The following is a 16390-nucleotide window of genomic DNA, read 5'->3' as shown; positions in this document are numbered from 1 at the left end:
CTTCATGAGTTTAAATAAATTTTTCTAAAATAAAGTACAAATATACGACAGGAACGCAAATTAAAAAACTATCAAGCCTATCTAATACACCACCGTGCCCCGGAATGATATTCCCACTGTCTTTTACGGCAAAAGTTCTTTTCAGTTGACTTTCCACCAAATCTCCCAAAGGAGCAAATGCAGCAATCAGAAAACCAACAATCATCCAGTTTCCGCGAAGCTGTGGCTGATATATTTCAACAAAATATGAGAGAACCAAAGTAAGAACTACCCCGCCTGCATAACCTTCCCAGGTTTTCTTAGGCGAAATTTTGGGAGCCATTTTATGTTTTCCGAAAAACTTTCCGACCAGATAAGCAAAAGTATCACTGCTCCAGATCAGAATGAAAAGAAAAATAACTTCTAATGAAAAACCACTATCATAAGATGAATATTTTGGCAGCCCCAATGCAAAAGAGAATGGCAGTGCAACATATATAACAGTGAAAATAAGCTTTCCGCTATCAAAATACAGCTCGCTTGTAAATTTAAACAAAGTGACAACCGCAATAACGATCAGTGCAAGCGCAAGAATTTCCGAAAGTCTGAAATTGAAATAAAAATCGTGATGAAAAAATCTTTTTGAAAACATATAAAAGATCAACAGCACGATTGGCAGGACAATCCATTTTTCGTAGCCATCACCAAATTTCATGATCTTGATACATTCCCACGTTCCTACTAATAAAAGAAAAGTGATCAATCCGTAATAAAGATATTGCTGCTTTACAAGCCCGGGAGAAATATGATCCAGAAGCTGAGCTCCAAAGGGTGTGGTACAGAGAATAATGACTGCAATATAAACAATCCCCGAAATGGTTCTCTGAATAAGATTTTTGTCCAAAATTTAAAATTTAGAATATAATGCTAGTCTTCTAACAACAATAGAAACAGCTTGGTATTGTTATTAGCCGCAGTATCTAGTTTAGAATGATTTCCGCTGATTGAGGTAAGATTTTTTATATTTCCCGTACGTTTTATTTTCCCCATCGCATCATTAAGATTATTGACGATCTGAGAAACATTTGCCATGATGATAATTTTCGAAGGCAATCTGGAAGAATGATAATGCAAAATATTATTATGCGAAAGCATGATTCTGCCGTCGTATGCAATAAGGTATTCACAGGTGATAAATGCGGCATCATTACCTGCTTCAAGTTGTGGTGTGTGAGAAATCTTTACAACATTCAAAAAATTATGCAGATCTTTATCGCAACAAAACACAGAATTTACCCCTTCAATTTTGAGGATCTGATTTAATGTCTGTAAAGCTTCCGATTCATCAGCGCAATAATTAAAAAAACCGCCGGAATGTGTAAATAATTGGGCAAACTTATAATCAAGATCAGCATTTTTCAGCGAATCTCCCAGCTTTTCCAGACTTTGTTTGTCGTCTTCCTCGGGCTGATTGGTTAGTTTGCTTACAATTCTCTTAAATAAACTCAACTTAATGTTTTTTTAGTCAACTTAATACAAAAATAGAAAATTAATTAGAATTGCTTCTAATAATATCGCTTTAAAATGAAAAAACCCGGCAATTTTACAATCACCGGGTTGTATTCAATTGAATTTAAATATTTTAAAGCTGCGCAGGAGTTTCCGGCGCCTGAATTTCACTTTCTTCTACTTTCTCGTGTAAAGGAATAGTATTCGTAACAGGTCTCTCCGTCAATTCAGGATCCCATGCTCTTTTACCAAATATATCCTCAAGATCCTCACGGAAAATTACTTCTTTTTCTAAAAGCTTATTTGCCAAAGCATTCAGTTTATCCTTGTTTTCACTTAAGATCCTTACTGCTCTTTCATACTGATGCTCAATAATTGTTTTGATTTCCGTATCAATTTTTGAAGCTGTAGCCTCAGAATAAGGTTTACCAAAACTATATTCTGACTGACCTGAACTGTCATAATAAGAAATATTACCGATGTTAGGACTCAATCCGTAGATTGTAACCATTGCCTGAGCTCTTTTGGTAACAGTTTCCAAATCTGAAAGCGCTCCTGTAGAAATATTGTTAAAAATTACCTGTTCTGCTGCTCTACCTCCTAAAGTTGCACACATTTCGTCTAGCATTTGTTCAGTAGTCGTTAGCTGTCTTTCTTCAGGAAGATACCAAGCTGCACCTAATGAACGTCCTCTCGGAACGATTGTCACTTTCAATAGTGGTGAAGCGTGCTCTACCAACCAAGAGATCGTTGCATGACCCGCTTCATGGAAAGCTACTCTTTTCTTCTCTGATGGCTTGATTGCCATATTTTTCTTCTCAAGACCACCGATAATTCTGTCTACAGCATCTAAGAAATCCTGCTTCGTAACAGATTCGTGGCTGTTTCTGGCTGCAATTAAAGCTGCTTCGTTACAAACGTTAGCAATGTCTGCACCACTGAAACCAGGAGTCTGTTTTGCCAAGAAATCTCTGTCAACCGTATTATCAAGCTTGATTTTCTTTAAGTGAACATCAAAAATCTCTCTTCTTTCATGTAATTCAGGAAGATCAACATAAACTGAACGGTCAAAACGACCTGCTCTCATCAATGCCTTATCCAAAATATCAGCTCTGTTGGTTGCAGCCATTACAATTACGTTAACGTCGGTTCCGAAACCGTCCATTTCTGTAAGCAATTGGTTTAGTGTGTTTTCTCTTTCGTCATTTCCGCCGGAGAAATTGTTTTTTCCTCTTGCACGCCCGATCGCATCAATCTCATCAATAAAGATGATTGCAGGAGATTTAGCTTTTGCCTGAGCAAACAAATCTCTTACTCTTGAAGCTCCCACACCGACAAACATTTCAACAAAATCTGAACCTGACAATGAGAAGAAAGGAACTTTAGCTTCACCCGCCACAGCTTTCGCCAATAAGGTTTTACCTGTTCCCGGAGGACCTACCAAAAGTACACCTTTCGGAATTTTACCTCCTAATTTTGTGTATTTTTCGGAATTTTTCAAAAAATCTACAACTTCCTGTACCTCTTCTTTTGCTCCCTCCAATCCTGCAACGTCTTTAAATGTAGTCTGGATTTTTTCTTTTTCGTCAAATAATTTGGCTTTAGATTTACCTATTGAGAAAATCTGTCCTCCAGGACCTCCACCGCCTCCCATTTTTCTGAATAGGATGAAGTAGAATAAACCTAAAATTGCGATCCAAATCAATGCTGAAAATAAAATTTCAGTAAACGGGCTTTTGCCGTCTGCATAATCTTTGGATGTCTTTATTGCCGGATTATCTTTTTTGATTGTTTCAAATTTCTCTAAAAAAAGCTGTAAATCTCCATATTTCAGGCTATAATCAGCTTTTGAAGACATTCCTAAATTTGAAAAAGGATTTGTTTTATCTTCTTTCTTTACCGTTGCTGTTTTAGCAGCTTGTGTCAAAAATACTTCCGCTTTCTGAGCCTGTTTATCAATCAACACATTCTGAACTTTTCCCGCCTGCATTTCTCTGAAGAAAGCATCTTCGTCAATAGTTTTTGCATTGTTGTCGCTCAAAAAGTTTGAGGCAAAAAATAACAAAAGGGCAATTATTGCGATTGGAAAAAACCAGTTAAATCCTTTATTATTCATTTAATACTTTTAAAATTTATACTTCACTTTCTATTTTGGTGATCTTCGCATCGCCCCAAAGTTCTTCAATATCGTAATACTGACGGGTTTCTTTCTGGAAGATATGCACGACAACCGTTACATAATCTACCAGCACCCACATTGAGTTTTCTGTACCCTCAACATGCCAAGGTCTGTCCTGAAGATCGTTTCTTACTTTTTTTTCTACACTTCCTGCTAATGCTGAAACCTGTGTATTTGAGTTTCCACTACATATTATAAATGTTTCTGCTACCGAGTTTTCAATTTTTGAAAGGTCGAAAATCATAATATCTTCCCCCTTTACATCCTGGATAGCTTCTACAATTTTATCTATTAGCGCTTGCTTTTCTACTGTTTTGTTCATTAAAATATACTATAATCTGCAAATTTATTGTTTTTCTTTTACTTTAGCCTTACTTTTAGGGCTTTAATGTTCTTAAAGTTTTCTTAAATGAGCCAACTGTTTTATCAAAAAGAGTGTTCTTCTACTAATGACGAAATATCTCAGGTTTTACTTTACCCACATTCAGATTTTATTGGTCTTTATACTTTTAATCAAACAAAAGGAAGAGGACAGTATGGAAATCGCTGGGCTTCCAGACCTGAACAGAATCTCGCTTACACTTTAGCTGTAAAAACGCAAAATATAAAACTCACTGATTTCTTATTCAATTATTATACCGCCATAGCAATCAAGCAATACCTTGCCAAATTGACTGGAAAAACAGTCAAAATCAAATGGCCAAACGACATTATTCTTATCAACAAAAAAATAGTGGGAATTTTAATCGAAAAGAAAAAATTTAATGGTGAAAATTATTTTATTATCGGTGCGGGAATCAATATTCTTCAGGAAAAATTTGATGAAATTTCTAATGCAGGTTCCATTTTCACACAGACCGGAGAAAAACATGAACTGCACAATTCAGCAAAGGAACTGCATGAATTTTTAGTCGAAAAATTTAAAAGCATACCCTCTGAAGATGATGTTTTAAAAGAATTTAATTTAAATCTATTCCGGAAAGATGAAATATCAGTTTTTGAACTTGAAGGAAACAGACAAAATGGCATCATCCGAAAAGTGGACGAAAAGGGTAAAATCTGGATTGAATTGGAAGACGAAATCAAGCCTTTTTATCACAAAGAAATAAAGCTTCTTTACTGATTGGCTCTTCTTACATACAGCACCAAAGTCAACGGAAAAAAGATGATATTCGGCATCCACATCGCCAATGCAGGAGACAAAACTTTATTCTCAGAAACCACTTTTAAAGCCTCAAAAGAGAATACAAAAACAAAAGCCAAGGAAATACCTATCGCTAAATTGATTCCAAGTCCGCCTCTTTTCTTTTGCGAAGAAAGTGAAAGCGCCAAAAAGGTAAGTAAAACAATGGAAACAGGCATCGAAGTTCTCTGATACAGCTCATTCAGGTGAGTATTTAAGTTACTGTTTCCCTTTTCTCTTTCTCTGTTGATAAACTTTATAAGTTCTGGGGTACTTTTATTCTGTCCCAAGAGCTCATTAGGAAACAACTCTTCAGGAGCTTGGCCGTAGCTTTTTCTGATTTCAAAACCCTGCCCTAATTTTTCAGAATCGTTTTTATTGATGGTTTTTTCGAGATAACTATTAAGTACAAACTGTTTTTTAGCAAGATCCCAGAATGCATCATTTGCCTTTAGCTCGTAGATCATCTTTCTGTTCTTATCAAATTTCTGGTAAACAAACCCATAACCTCTGTTTTCTCGCTTATTCCATGAGTTGACAAAAATATATTCAGTTTTGCTTAATTGTGCTGAAACGGGAGCTGTTCCTAAAATTTTATCCTTGTTGGTCTGGTTGTAAGTATACGCTTCAAGTGCATTTTTCTTGATATTTGCCCAAGGCAAAACGAAGTGATTTACGGTAAGCGAAAGCAATGCAATGAAAAGCGAAGTTAACAGATACGGCTTTGCAAATCTGTGAAAACTCGCCCCACTACTGATAATTGCCACAATCTCTGTATTATTTGCCATTCTCGATGTAAAATAAATCACCGAGATAAAAACGAGAATCGCAAGGAAAGTTACAATCAGATTAATAATCCAGAAAGGATAAAAATGAATAAGAAAATACGTCAAATCAAGCTTTGCATCAATCTCGGTTGCTTTTTCAATTCTTGGAATTTTCTGCTGAACATCGATCACCAAAACTACTATAGACAGCAAGATCAACATGAAACTGAAAGTTCCAAGGTATTTTCTTACGATATATCTGTCTACGATCTTAAACATCAAATAATTTTAAAGTCTTTGTCTTAAAACAGGAACTACCGAATTTTTCCATTCATAGAAATCTCCTGTTACAATATGCTCTCTTGCCACTTTTACCAAATCTAAATAAAAAGCAAGATTATGAATAGAAGCAATCTGCTTTGCCAGATATTCTTTTGAAACAAATAAATGACGAACGTATGCTTTAGAATATTCCTGATCTACAAAACTTGTCCCAAACTCATCCAAAGGCGAAAAATCTTTCTTCCATTTTTCATTTTTCAGATTCATTACACCTTGCCAGGTGAAAAGCATTGCGTTTCTGGCATTTCTTGTAGGCATCACACAATCCATCATGTCAATACCAAGTCCGATTGATTCTAAAATATTCCAAGGAGTTCCTACTCCCATCAAATATCTTGGTTTATCTTTTGGTAAAATATCGGTTACCTCATCGGTAATTCTGTATAATTCTTCTTCCGGTTCGCCCACAGAAAGTCCGCCGATTGCATTTCCTTCTGCACCAGCTTCCGAAATAACTTCAGCTGAAATTTTTCTTAAATCTGAATAGGTAGAACCCTGAACAATCGGGAAAAACCTCTGCTTGTGACCGTATAATTCAGGATTTTTTTCATTCCAGTCGATGCATCTTTTTAACCATCTATGCGTCATTTCCATTGAAGCTTTTACCTGATTGTATTCGCTCGGATAAGCAACACATTCATCAAAAGCCATGAAAATATCTGCTCCGATCTGCCTTTGGATTTCCATAGATTTTTCCGGAGTGAATAAATGAACACTTCCATCAATATGAGATTTGAATTTCACTCCTTCTTCAGACATCTTTCTTGTTCCTGAAAGCGAAAAAACCTGAAATCCACCGGAATCAGTAAGAATCGGAAGCTCCCAATTCATAAATTTATGCAAACCTCCTGCTTCCTGCATGACTTCCATTCCCGGACGAAGGTATAAATGATAAGTATTTCCCAAAATAATTTGGGCTTTAATATCATCTCTTAGCTCTCTCTGATGTACGGTTTTCACACTAGCAACAGTTCCTACCGGCATGAAAATCGGAGTTTGTACCACACCATGATCAGTAACCAATTCTCCTGCTCTTGCCTTTCCTTGCGAAGTTTTTTCTATCTTAAAAAATTGCTGCATATTTTATCTTACTAATTTGGGAAGATTTGTGTCGGGTTTAGATTTTTTCTCCACAAAACCTTTTGCTTTCGGGTCTTTCTCTAAAAGAATGACTTGTGCATTATCCACAATTTTATTCATTTTTCCTGTTGCTACATAATATTTATAGCTTTCGACAAAATCGTCAGCCTTTACATGATGATTTTTAAGGATATATCTTGTTCCGCTTTCTAAATTTTTTCCTTGATAGGTATTTGTGACCTGATCGTTAATTGCCAAATCTGCCATAATCTCAGCCATCTTATCTGTATTAAGAAGATTTTTTGGCTTATCAATGTATTCACTACAAGAAACCAAAAACAAGAACATAAAAAAACAAATCAGTCTTCTCATAATTTATTGATGATTGATTTCCATTTTAAATTTAAAACACCAAAAACAGCTTCATGAATGATGCCACCGTTCATCTTACTTTCACCTAGTTCTCTGTTGGTGAAAATAATAGGAACTTCTACAATTTTAAAGCCTTTTTTAAAGGTCCTGAATTTCATTTCAATCTGAAAACCATATCCTTTTAATTTTACATTATCTAAACCGATTTCATCTAAAACTTTTCTCGAAAAACAGACAAAACCTGCTGTAGTATCGTGAATTGAAAGTCCTAAAATGAATCTCACATATTTTGAGGCAAAATAAGACAGCAAAACCCTTCCCATTGGCCAATTGACAACATTCACCCCTTTAGAATATCGTGAGCCAACTGCCATATCGGCATTTAAGCAAGCTTCAAAAAGCTTTGGTAAATCATTGGGATTGTGAGAAAAATCTGCATCCATCTCAAAAATGTAATCGTAATTGTTTTGCAAAGCCCATTTGAAACCATGGATATAGGCTTTTCCTAATCCGTCTTTAATGTGTCTGATTGATAAATGTAATGTATGAGGATGCTTTTTCTGTAATTCTTTGACGATATCTGCCGTTTTATCGGGCGAAGAATCATCTACAACCAAAACATGAAACTCTTGTTCCAATGCAAAAACAGCAGAAATTATCTTTTCGATATTCTCCTTTTCGTTGTAAGTTGGAATGATGACGAGTTTTTTCATTTCAATTTGCAAAGATAAGTTATTTAAGCTTTTTATTTTATACAAAATAATCTATAATTTTGCAAAAAATTTCCCGTTGCCCATATCACATAATTTTACAAACCAGATAAGAATACCCGAAAATAATGATTGGGTAGTTTTTATATTAATAGGATGTCTTTTCCTTTATATCTTCATGATGAATGTTATCGAAAGAGAAGCCAACCTCAAAGATTTTCTTCTGCAGAAATATTTTGACTCCAGCAATAATTTACCAAGCTGGATTATCACTTCCTGTGTAATCACGTTAAGTTTGGCAGTTTTAATCTCGCAATATGTTCCTGTAGTCCCGGAATATGCAGCGAAATTGCAGCTTTTCGGGTATCAGATGAATAAATTTGGATATTGCCTTAGCGCAGTTTCATTATTTTATTTTGTAAGAACTGCTTTAGGTTTTTTATTTTACCAAAGTATAGGAGACGGAAAAAAATGGAGTATTTTTTATTTTACCTCTACAAAATTCAACTTCATTCTTTCTATTTTAGTGATAATCCTGTGTGTAACCCACTATTACTTCCCTGTTGACAGAAATAAAGCGTTTTTATACTATTTTTATTTTTTCCTGTTTGTTTTTATTTTCAAAGTTTTTTTCTATTTATTTCACAGGAACAACATCTTACCCCAAAAATGGTATTATAAATTTTTGTATATTTGCACGCTTCAAATAGCACCTTTATTGATGCTATGGAAGTTATTATTTATTTAATAGAGTACATGATGAGAATAAAGTCTATATTGGTTTCTCAACCAGCGCCTAGTGAGTCTTCTCCATATCTGGAAATTGCAAAGAAGGAAAAAATAAAGATTGATTTCCGTCCTTTTATCCACGTCGCAGGAGTTGACAACAAAGAACTCAGGACTCAGAAAATAGATTTAACGCAGTATACCGGTATTATTTTTACCAGTAAAAATGCAGTAGATCATTATTTCAGATTGGCAGAAGAACTAAGATTTTCTGTTCCTGATACGATGAGATACATCTGTCAGTCTGAGGCAATCGCAAATTATCTTCAAAAGCATATCGTTTACAGGAAAAGAAAGATCAGCTTTGGAGAGAAAAATTTTGCAGATCTTTTGCCTTTGTTTAAAAAATTCCCTTCTGAAAAATATTTACTGCCTTCATCTGACGTGCTAAGTCCGGATATTCCGAAAACTTTAGATTCAGCAAATATTCAGTGGACGAGAGCAATTATGTACAGAACGGTTTGCAGCGATTTGACAGACATCAACATTAATGACTACGATATGTTGATTTTCTTCAGTCCGCAAGGGATCAAATCTTTACAGCAAAATTTCCCGGATTTCAAGCAGGAAGACACAAAGATCGGAGTTTTTGGCCCTACCACTTCAGCAGCAGCGGAAGAAGCAGGTTTAAAGGTAGATTTAATGGCTCCAACAAAGGAAAATCCATCAATGACAATGGCTCTTGAAAAATACATTAAAAGTTTACACAAATAGTTTTTTAAACTTTAAACCATACAGCCGTCTTTTCGTTAAAAGGAAAGATGGCTTTTTTTTAATTAAATTTGAACAAAAATTAATATTGAATAAATATCATTTAAAAGCGTACTTTCTGCACTGAATTTTATTCGATTAAAATTAAAAATTTCTGATGAAAGCTCCACAAGCAAAAAAAATAGAAAACATACTCGAAATTCACGGTGATAAAAGAATTGACCATTATTTCTGGATGAATGATCGGGAAAACCCCGAAGTCATCAAATATCTCGAAGAAGAAAATGCTTATGAAGAAACGATGATGAAGGAAACGGAAGCTTTTCAGGAAGACCTTTACGAGGAAATGAAAGCCCGTTATAAAAAAGATGACGAGTCTCTACCCTATTTCTTTAATGAATATTGGTACATCGTGCGTTATGAAGAAGGAAAAGAATATCCTATTTTCTGCAGAAGATTTCAGACCATGGAAAATCCTGAAGAAATCATTTTGGATGTAAACATTTTGGCAGAAGGTCAGGAGTTTTTTGAAGTTGCCAATGTTGCAGTAAGTCCGAGTAATGAATTAGCTTCTTTCTCGGAAGACAATGTAGGAAGAAGGATCTACAGCTTAAATTTTAAAAATTTAAAAACAGGCGAAATTCTTTCAGATAAAATAGAAAATACAACTGGAAAAGCAGTCTGGGCAAACGACAATGAGCACGTTTTTTACATCAGAAAAGATGAAAGCCTTCGTGCCTATAAAGTGTACAGACATAAATTAGGAACAAATCCGGCGGAAGACGTTTTAATTTTTCATGAAGAAGATGAAACTTTTGATGTTACGGTTTTTAAAACCAAATCCTTAGAATATATTTTCCTCGCAAGCTCTAGTACGATTTCTGATGAGCATCATTTTATCCCTGCTGACAATGTTTTTGCAGAATGGAAAGTGATTCAGCCAAGAATCGATGATTTAGAATATTCTGTTGAGCATTATAAAGATGAATTTTACATTATCACCAATGCAGACGACGCTACAAATTTCAAAATTGTAAAAACAAAAATCGAAAATTGCGGAATGGAAAACTGGGTAGATGTTATCCCACATCGTGCCGAAGTTTTATTGGAAGGTTTTGAGATTTTCAGAGATTATCTTGTTTTGGAAGAAAGAGAAGAAGGGCTTTTACAGATAAAAATCATTAACGAGAAAAACGGAGAAACCTATGATTTACCCTTTTCAGACCCAACTTATACGGCTTACATTGGTTTAAATTTAGAATTTAATACCGAAATTTTGCGTTATGGTTATACTTCGCTCACGGTTCCGAGTTCTACTTTTGAATATAATATGAAAGACAAAACCACCAAACTTCTGAAACAGCAGGAAGTTTTGGGAGGAAAATTTTTACCCGAAAATTATATTTCTGAAAGAATCTGGGCAAACTCTAGAGATGGAGAAGTGAAAATTCCTATTTCTTTGGTTTATCATAAAGACACCAAAAAAACAGCGGAAACGCCCGTTCTTTTATACGGATATGGGAGTTACGGACATACGGTTGATGCGAGTTTTTCTAATGTGAGACTTTCGATTTTGGATCGAGGTTTTATCTATGCAATTGCACACATTCGCGGTGGAGAATATCTGGGAAGAGAATGGTATGAAGACGGAAAAATGTTGTTTAAAAAGAATACTTTTTTTGATTTTATAGATGCCGGAAAATATTTAATTAAAGAAAATTATACCTCATCCAAACATTTGTACGCAATGGGCGGAAGTGCCGGAGGTTTGTTGGTGGGAGCTGTAGTCAATTACGAACCTCAACTATTCAACGGAATTGTTGCGCAAGTACCTTTTGTAGATGTTGTAACGACCATGCTGGATGAAACCATTCCTTTGACAACCGGAGAATATGATGAATGGGGAAATCCGAACGATGAAGAATATTATCATTACATGAAAGATTATTCGCCATACGATAATGTAGAAGCGAAAGATTATCCGAATATGTTAATTACAACTGGTTTTCACGATTCGCAGGTACAGTATTGGGAACCAGCAAAATGGGTTGCAAAATTACGTGAATTGAAAACTGACAATAATCTTTTATTATTTAAAACCGACATGAATTCAGGTCACGGCGGCGCAAGCGGAAGATTTGAATCATTAAAAGAAGATGCACTGGAGTATGCATTTTTGCTAAAGCTTGAAAATAAAATATAATTAAAATCAAGTAAATTTTCTTGATTTGATCAAAATAAAAACAAATTCTTAAATATGACAGAATCAGAATTATGGGCAAAGGTTGAAGAATTTTTTCAAATTAATTTCGATACAGAAAAGCATCCGCAGATTGACACCATTTTATTTTTAATCGGTGTTCAGGAATTGGGAAGCGGACAACAAAAATATACGAAAGACGACAAGCTGAATATTCTTCACATTGCAGTTTGCAGATTGCTGGAGCCTTTCGGATATTTTAAATTCACCCATTACGATAAAGACGGATATCCGCATTTTGAGGAAGTGGAAAAACTTCCGGAGCTGAAACCAAATGAACAGCAGCTTCTAATGAAAAAAGCGATCATTCACTATTTTCAGGAAGAGGAATTGATTTAAAAATAAAAAGGAAAGCGTTTATGCTTTCCTTTTTCAATTATTTCTTTAAAAGTTCTTCAAGCTGATTCAAGCCCATCTTAAAACCTTCTTCAAAACCCATTTCCAACTGCTTTTTCATATCTTCTTCAGATTCAAAATGCATATTCACAGATAGTTTTGCTCCTTCCTCTACTCCGGTGAAACCCAGTAACCATTTAGTCTGCGGAAAGTTTTCATTAATTTCACCGTTTTCGTCACAGAATGCATCAATTCCGTCAAAACTTCTATGCTCGTTAATTTCACCATACTTTACAAGAGCATACATCTTCTCTCCTTCCGGACCGTTCATAGAATACAGCCATGTTCCGCCTTCTTCAAAGTTGAGACGATCAGTTTCACATTTCCATGGTTTTGGAGCCCACCATTGGTCAAGTAATTCGGCTTTGGTGAAATAATCCCACACCGTGGAAACTTCAGCGTCATACACTTTCATGACATACATGCTTTTTGCATCAAAATCTTTATTAAAAACAATTTCTGAACTCATAACTTATTTTTATTTAAAATTAAAAATTTTAGACTGAAACAACACTTTTCTTAGGACAAGAAATCAAATATTTATAAAAAAATGTTAAAAAACTTCTTTTTAAGAAATACAACACAATTTTTTGGCGCATTTTTTGTTTATATGGTCATAAAATAATTAATTTTAACATTTGTAATTACAAATTATTATAATGAATAACAAGTTCATCCCGATAATCTCAGTTTTCATGACAATTTCCCTAATTGTCTTTGTAACACTGCAGTTTTATTGGCTTAAAGGATATTACGGAGCTTTGGAACAAGAGTTTTCCAATAAAGTATATACAGCTCTCGAAAATACCTCAAAAACAGTTTCTGAATTGGAGGTTGATAAATATCTCAATGAAAATTATGACAATTTCAGAGACAACATTATTGCGAACAGCAAACAACCTTCACTCACAACCATTCAGCAGACTATAGACTCAGGAACGCAAAGATCAATCGTTTATTCTAAAAACCTTATAGAACAAAAGCAGCTTCCTTTATCACCTCGAGGAGATTCTTTGAGTTTAACCACGTTATATACTGATGAAGCAGCTTATAAAATTAAAAAAGACACTACACACAGAGAACAATTGACCTCAGAAATCAATCAGGATATACAAAGCGGCGATTGGGGAATGAAAGAATTTGTAAAAGTTACAGGCAATACCCTCCCGATCACAAAACGCGTTGATGCCAAAGTTTTAGATTCCATTCTCACCAAAGAATTGAGTATGAAGGGAATTTCAGCGAATTTCGGATATGGAGTAACAGATAAAAACAACAAACTTACCAATGTTGCCAATAAGGTTTTTAAAGATAAAAAAGAGGGTAACACCTATTCATATCCGTTATTTACAGACACAAAAGACCGTACATTATATACTTTGTCTTTAGTTTTTCCGAAAAAAGAATACTCCTTAGCGATGAATAACTGGCCAATGCTTTTGGGAACTTTCCTTTCTCTGTTGACGATTCTGGGAATTTATATTATTTCCATTAATTATATGATGAAGCAGAAAAAAATTGCAGAGATCAAAACTGATTTTATCAATAATATGTCGCATGAGTTTAAAACACCGTTGGCTACGATTTCCGTTGCAACAGATTCTTTGGCAAATGATAAAATTGCCACAAATCCTGAAAAGGTAAGATACTATTCCAGCCTCATCAAACAGGAAAATTTAAGGATGAAAAAGCAGGTCGAAAACGTTCTCAATATGTCTAAACTCGAAAGAAATGAAGTAAAATTATTCCTAAAAGAAACAAACGTACGAGAACTGATCAAAAAGACAACAGAATCATTCGGGTTGATCGTTACGCAAAGAAACGGAACTTTGAGGCAGGAATTTAATGCTGAAAAATTTAATTTTAAAATTGATGAATTTCACATTTCGAATATGCTGGTGAATCTTTTGGACAATGCCAACAAATACTCTCCCGAAGCACCGGAAATCAGCGTAAAAACGAGAAATGAAGGCAATTGGTACGTGATTGAAATTTCCGACAAAGGAATGGGAATGGAAACAGAAAACAAAACCAAAATATTTGAAAAATTCTTCAGGGAAGAAACAGGAAACATCCACAACGTAAAAGGTCAGGGACTCGGACTTTCTTATGTGAAGAAAATCATTGAGCTTCATAAAGGTCAGGTAATTGTAGATTCAGAAAAAGACAGAGGAAGTACATTTATCATCAAACTTCCGATGGTCTGATTTAATTAAAACAACAAAACAAAATATTATCAAAAAAGGGCAGATAAAATCCTTTATAATTATTAACTATTAATTATTTAAAACTATGAGCAACAGAATATTATTAGTAGAAGACGATCAAAGTTTCGGAGCGGTATTGAAAGATTACCTTTCTATCAACAATTTTGAAGTGACTTTGGCAGTAGACGGAGAACAGGGTTTGAAAGAATTTACAGAAAACGAATTTGACATCTGTATTTTTGACGTAATGATGCCAAAAAAAGACGGATTCTCTTTAGCTGAAGACGTAAAAAAAATAGATAAAAACACACCAATCATATTCCTTACCGCAAGAAATATGAGAGAAGATATATTGAAAGGTTATCAGTTAGGAGCAGACGATTACATCACAAAACCATTTGATACTGAATTACTTTTATATAAAATCAAAGCGATTCTTCAGAGAAGTTCTACTTTGGAAAACGAAGAACAGGAACAATTCAAGATCAGCAATATTTTCTTTGATTCTATGTTGAGACAGTTGAGAGTTGGTGACAATGAGTATAAGCTTTCTCCAAAAGAAAATGAACTTCTAAAATTACTTTGTCTTCACAGAAACGACTTTATGCCGAGAGATCTGGCTTTAAGAAAAATCTGGAAAAAAGAGAATTACTTTACCGCAAGAAGTATGGATGTTTACATTGCCAAACTGAGAAAATTATTAAAAGATGATGACGGTTTGGAAATTATCAATGTTCACGGAGAAGGTTTCAGACTTTTGGTTAAGAACTAACCGAACATTAAAATCTTAATATAATATATAAATTAGCAAAGCATTTTGGAAATGTTTTGCTAATTTTGTTTTTTAGTATAAGTTTATTATGAAAAATATATTTTTAGGAATTCTTACTGCAGGAGTATTGATAATTTCTTGCAAAAAAGACGAAAAACCTACTTACATAAAAGACGAAGCCGGAGTACAGCAATCCTCTCCAGTGGTCAATAATACTCCACAACCTTCATTATTAAATCAGGCCGGAATTCCAACTGCAGCTCCTAATTCTCCTGCCGTTGCAACTGCTCCGGGAATGAACCCTCCTCACGGACAACCTGGGCACAGATGTGATATTCCTGTCGGGCAACCCTTAAACGGAGGCGGAACACCAGCACAAACAGCAAATCCTTCAGCACAAAATATAACCGTGAACGGAAACAATTCTGTTCAGATTGATCCTAATGCAGTAAGCCCCGGAAAAATAATGATTGATCAAAACGGTAAACAGGTAAAAACTGCTCCGGGAATGAATCCTCCTCATGGAGAACCCGGTCATAGATGTGATATTCCGGTTGGTCAGCCTTTAAATAGTAAGCCTGCGCCTCAACCGACAGCACAAAATATTCAGCCACAAGCAGTTTCTCAACCTACTCCTGCTCCTCAAGTTGCTGCAAATAATACAGGTCCCAAACCAAAATTAAATCCTGCTCACGGCGAACCTTGGCATGATTGTGCTAAAAAAGTAGGTGAGGCACTTTAATTTTTTTCTTAAATTTGCATCGTGAAGTACATTCAGGTTTTATTAATTATCTTTTGTTTAGGAGTTTTCTTGATTCCTAAAGATAATTTTTATGCTCAGGCTTCACAGGAAAATTGCTGCAAAACAGATTCTAAAACTTCAGGTTGCTGCGAAAAAAACAAACACGATCACAACACTTCAAAAAATAATAAAAAGAACGACAAATCATCTTGCAACGACGATTGTTGTTCGTTCTGTGCGGCTTGTAATAATTTCGTTGAAAATCTTGCAGCTAAGACAGTATTTTTCAATCATTATCCGTTTAAAACGAATAAAAAATTAGAGTTTCAATATTCTGATCCTTATATTTCAGACAGTTTAAAGGACATTTGGCAGCCGCCAAAACTAGGTTAATC

General features: G+C 34.8%; 18 protein-coding genes. 9 read left to right on the top strand and 9 right to left on the bottom strand.

What is annotated here, in order from left to right:
- Window positions 1-10: 10 nt before the first annotated feature.
- The 4 genes from K0R77_RS06320 to rsfS all read right to left on the bottom strand — a co-directional run bounded on the left by K0R77_RS06320 (window position 11) and on the right by rsfS (window position 3989).
- Window positions 11-883, bottom strand: coding sequence for a phosphatidate cytidylyltransferase (locus tag K0R77_RS06320; RefSeq protein WP_300349991.1), 873 nt, complete (start codon window positions 881-883; stop codon window positions 11-13).
- A gap of 23 nt (window positions 884-906) precedes the next feature.
- Window positions 907-1488, bottom strand: a complete 582-nt coding sequence (locus tag K0R77_RS06315; RefSeq protein WP_300349989.1) for an LUD domain-containing protein — start codon at window positions 1486-1488, stop codon at window positions 907-909.
- A gap of 133 nt (window positions 1489-1621) precedes the next feature.
- Window positions 1622-3604 (bottom strand): ATP-dependent zinc metalloprotease FtsH, encoded by a 1983-nt coding sequence (gene ftsH, locus K0R77_RS06310; RefSeq protein WP_300349988.1) that lies wholly within the window; start codon window positions 3602-3604, stop codon window positions 1622-1624.
- A gap of 16 nt (window positions 3605-3620) precedes the next feature.
- Window positions 3621-3989 carry a ribosome silencing factor gene (gene rsfS / locus K0R77_RS06305; RefSeq protein WP_129535260.1) on the bottom strand — a complete coding sequence of 123 codons (369 nt, stop codon included), beginning with the start codon at window positions 3987-3989 and terminating at the stop codon, window positions 3621-3623.
- 87 nt (window positions 3990-4076) lie between these two features.
- Between rsfS and K0R77_RS06300 the strand changes: the two genes are divergently transcribed.
- Complete coding sequence (locus K0R77_RS06300; protein ID WP_300349983.1) at window positions 4077-4790, top strand: biotin--[acetyl-CoA-carboxylase] ligase; 714 nt, start codon at window positions 4077-4079, stop codon at window positions 4788-4790.
- On the opposite strand, the gene K0R77_RS06295 is transcribed toward K0R77_RS06300, so the two are convergent.
- From K0R77_RS06295 to K0R77_RS06280, 4 genes are read right to left on the bottom strand one after another with little or no spacing between them, the layout of a single operon-like run.
- Window positions 4784-5896 (bottom strand): LptF/LptG family permease, encoded by a 1113-nt coding sequence (locus K0R77_RS06295; RefSeq protein WP_300349982.1) that lies wholly within the window; start codon window positions 5894-5896, stop codon window positions 4784-4786. The genes K0R77_RS06300 and K0R77_RS06295 overlap by 7 nt on opposite strands.
- A gap of 9 nt (window positions 5897-5905) precedes the next feature.
- Window positions 5906-7039, bottom strand: coding sequence for a tRNA guanosine(34) transglycosylase Tgt (gene tgt / locus K0R77_RS06290; protein WP_300349981.1), 1134 nt, complete (start codon window positions 7037-7039; stop codon window positions 5906-5908).
- A 3-nt stretch (window positions 7040-7042) separates the two neighbouring features.
- On the bottom strand, window positions 7043-7411 hold the full coding sequence (locus K0R77_RS06285) for a DUF4296 domain-containing protein (RefSeq protein ID WP_300349979.1): 369 nt from the start codon (window positions 7409-7411) through the stop codon (window positions 7043-7045).
- Window positions 7408-8124 carry a polyprenol monophosphomannose synthase gene (locus K0R77_RS06280; RefSeq protein ID WP_300349976.1) on the bottom strand — a complete coding sequence of 239 codons (717 nt, stop codon included), beginning with the start codon at window positions 8122-8124 and terminating at the stop codon, window positions 7408-7410. Before K0R77_RS06280 ends, K0R77_RS06285 begins: the two co-directional genes overlap by 4 nt.
- A gap of 76 nt (window positions 8125-8200) precedes the next feature.
- Between K0R77_RS06280 and K0R77_RS06275 the strand changes: the two genes are divergently transcribed.
- The 4 genes from K0R77_RS06275 (at window position 8201) to K0R77_RS06260 (ending at window position 12217) form a co-directional block, all read left to right on the top strand.
- A complete protein-coding gene (locus K0R77_RS06275) occupies window positions 8201-8869 on the top strand; it encodes a DUF4271 domain-containing protein (protein ID WP_300349973.1) in 669 nt (222 codons plus the stop codon).
- 11 nt (window positions 8870-8880) lie between these two features.
- On the top strand, window positions 8881-9621 hold the full coding sequence (locus K0R77_RS06270; RefSeq protein ID WP_300350446.1) for a uroporphyrinogen-III synthase: 741 nt from the start codon (window positions 8881-8883) through the stop codon (window positions 9619-9621).
- Window positions 9622-9775: 154 nt separating this feature from the next.
- Window positions 9776-11821 carry a S9 family peptidase gene (locus K0R77_RS06265; protein ID WP_300349970.1) on the top strand — a complete coding sequence of 682 codons (2046 nt, stop codon included), beginning with the start codon at window positions 9776-9778 and terminating at the stop codon, window positions 11819-11821.
- Between the two features lie 54 nt (window positions 11822-11875).
- Window positions 11876-12217 (top strand): hypothetical protein, encoded by a 342-nt coding sequence (locus tag K0R77_RS06260; protein WP_300349967.1) that lies wholly within the window; start codon window positions 11876-11878, stop codon window positions 12215-12217.
- Between the two features lie 37 nt (window positions 12218-12254).
- On the opposite strand, the gene K0R77_RS06255 is transcribed toward K0R77_RS06260, so the two are convergent.
- Window positions 12255-12743, bottom strand: coding sequence for an SRPBCC domain-containing protein (locus K0R77_RS06255; protein ID WP_300349964.1), 489 nt, complete (start codon window positions 12741-12743; stop codon window positions 12255-12257).
- A 190-nt stretch (window positions 12744-12933) separates the two neighbouring features.
- Here K0R77_RS06255 and K0R77_RS06250 point away from each other — a divergent pair, with 190 nt between their 5' ends.
- The 4 genes from K0R77_RS06250 to K0R77_RS06235 all read left to right on the top strand — a co-directional run bounded on the left by K0R77_RS06250 (window position 12934) and on the right by K0R77_RS06235 (window position 16388).
- Window positions 12934-14481 carry a HAMP domain-containing sensor histidine kinase gene (locus tag K0R77_RS06250; protein WP_300349961.1) on the top strand — a complete coding sequence of 516 codons (1548 nt, stop codon included), beginning with the start codon at window positions 12934-12936 and terminating at the stop codon, window positions 14479-14481.
- 85 nt (window positions 14482-14566) lie between these two features.
- The gene (locus tag K0R77_RS06245; protein ID WP_047443171.1) at window positions 14567-15253 is read left to right on the top strand and encodes a response regulator transcription factor; all 687 of its coding nucleotides are present in this window, start codon (window positions 14567-14569) and stop codon (window positions 15251-15253) included.
- 88 nt (window positions 15254-15341) lie between these two features.
- The gene (locus K0R77_RS06240; RefSeq protein WP_300349955.1) at window positions 15342-15995 is read left to right on the top strand and encodes a hypothetical protein; all 654 of its coding nucleotides are present in this window, start codon (window positions 15342-15344) and stop codon (window positions 15993-15995) included.
- A 21-nt stretch (window positions 15996-16016) separates the two neighbouring features.
- Entirely contained in the window at window positions 16017-16388 is a 372-nt protein-coding gene (locus tag K0R77_RS06235) for a hypothetical protein (protein ID WP_300349952.1), read from the top strand.
- Window positions 16389-16390 lie beyond the last annotated feature (2 nt).

This window comes from Chryseobacterium sp., from assembly GCF_029240215.1.
Lineage (GTDB): Bacteria > Bacteroidota > Bacteroidia > Flavobacteriales > Weeksellaceae > Chryseobacterium.
The sequence above is the reverse complement of the archived record's forward strand: the minus strand, read 5'-3'. Positions and strand labels throughout refer to the sequence as shown.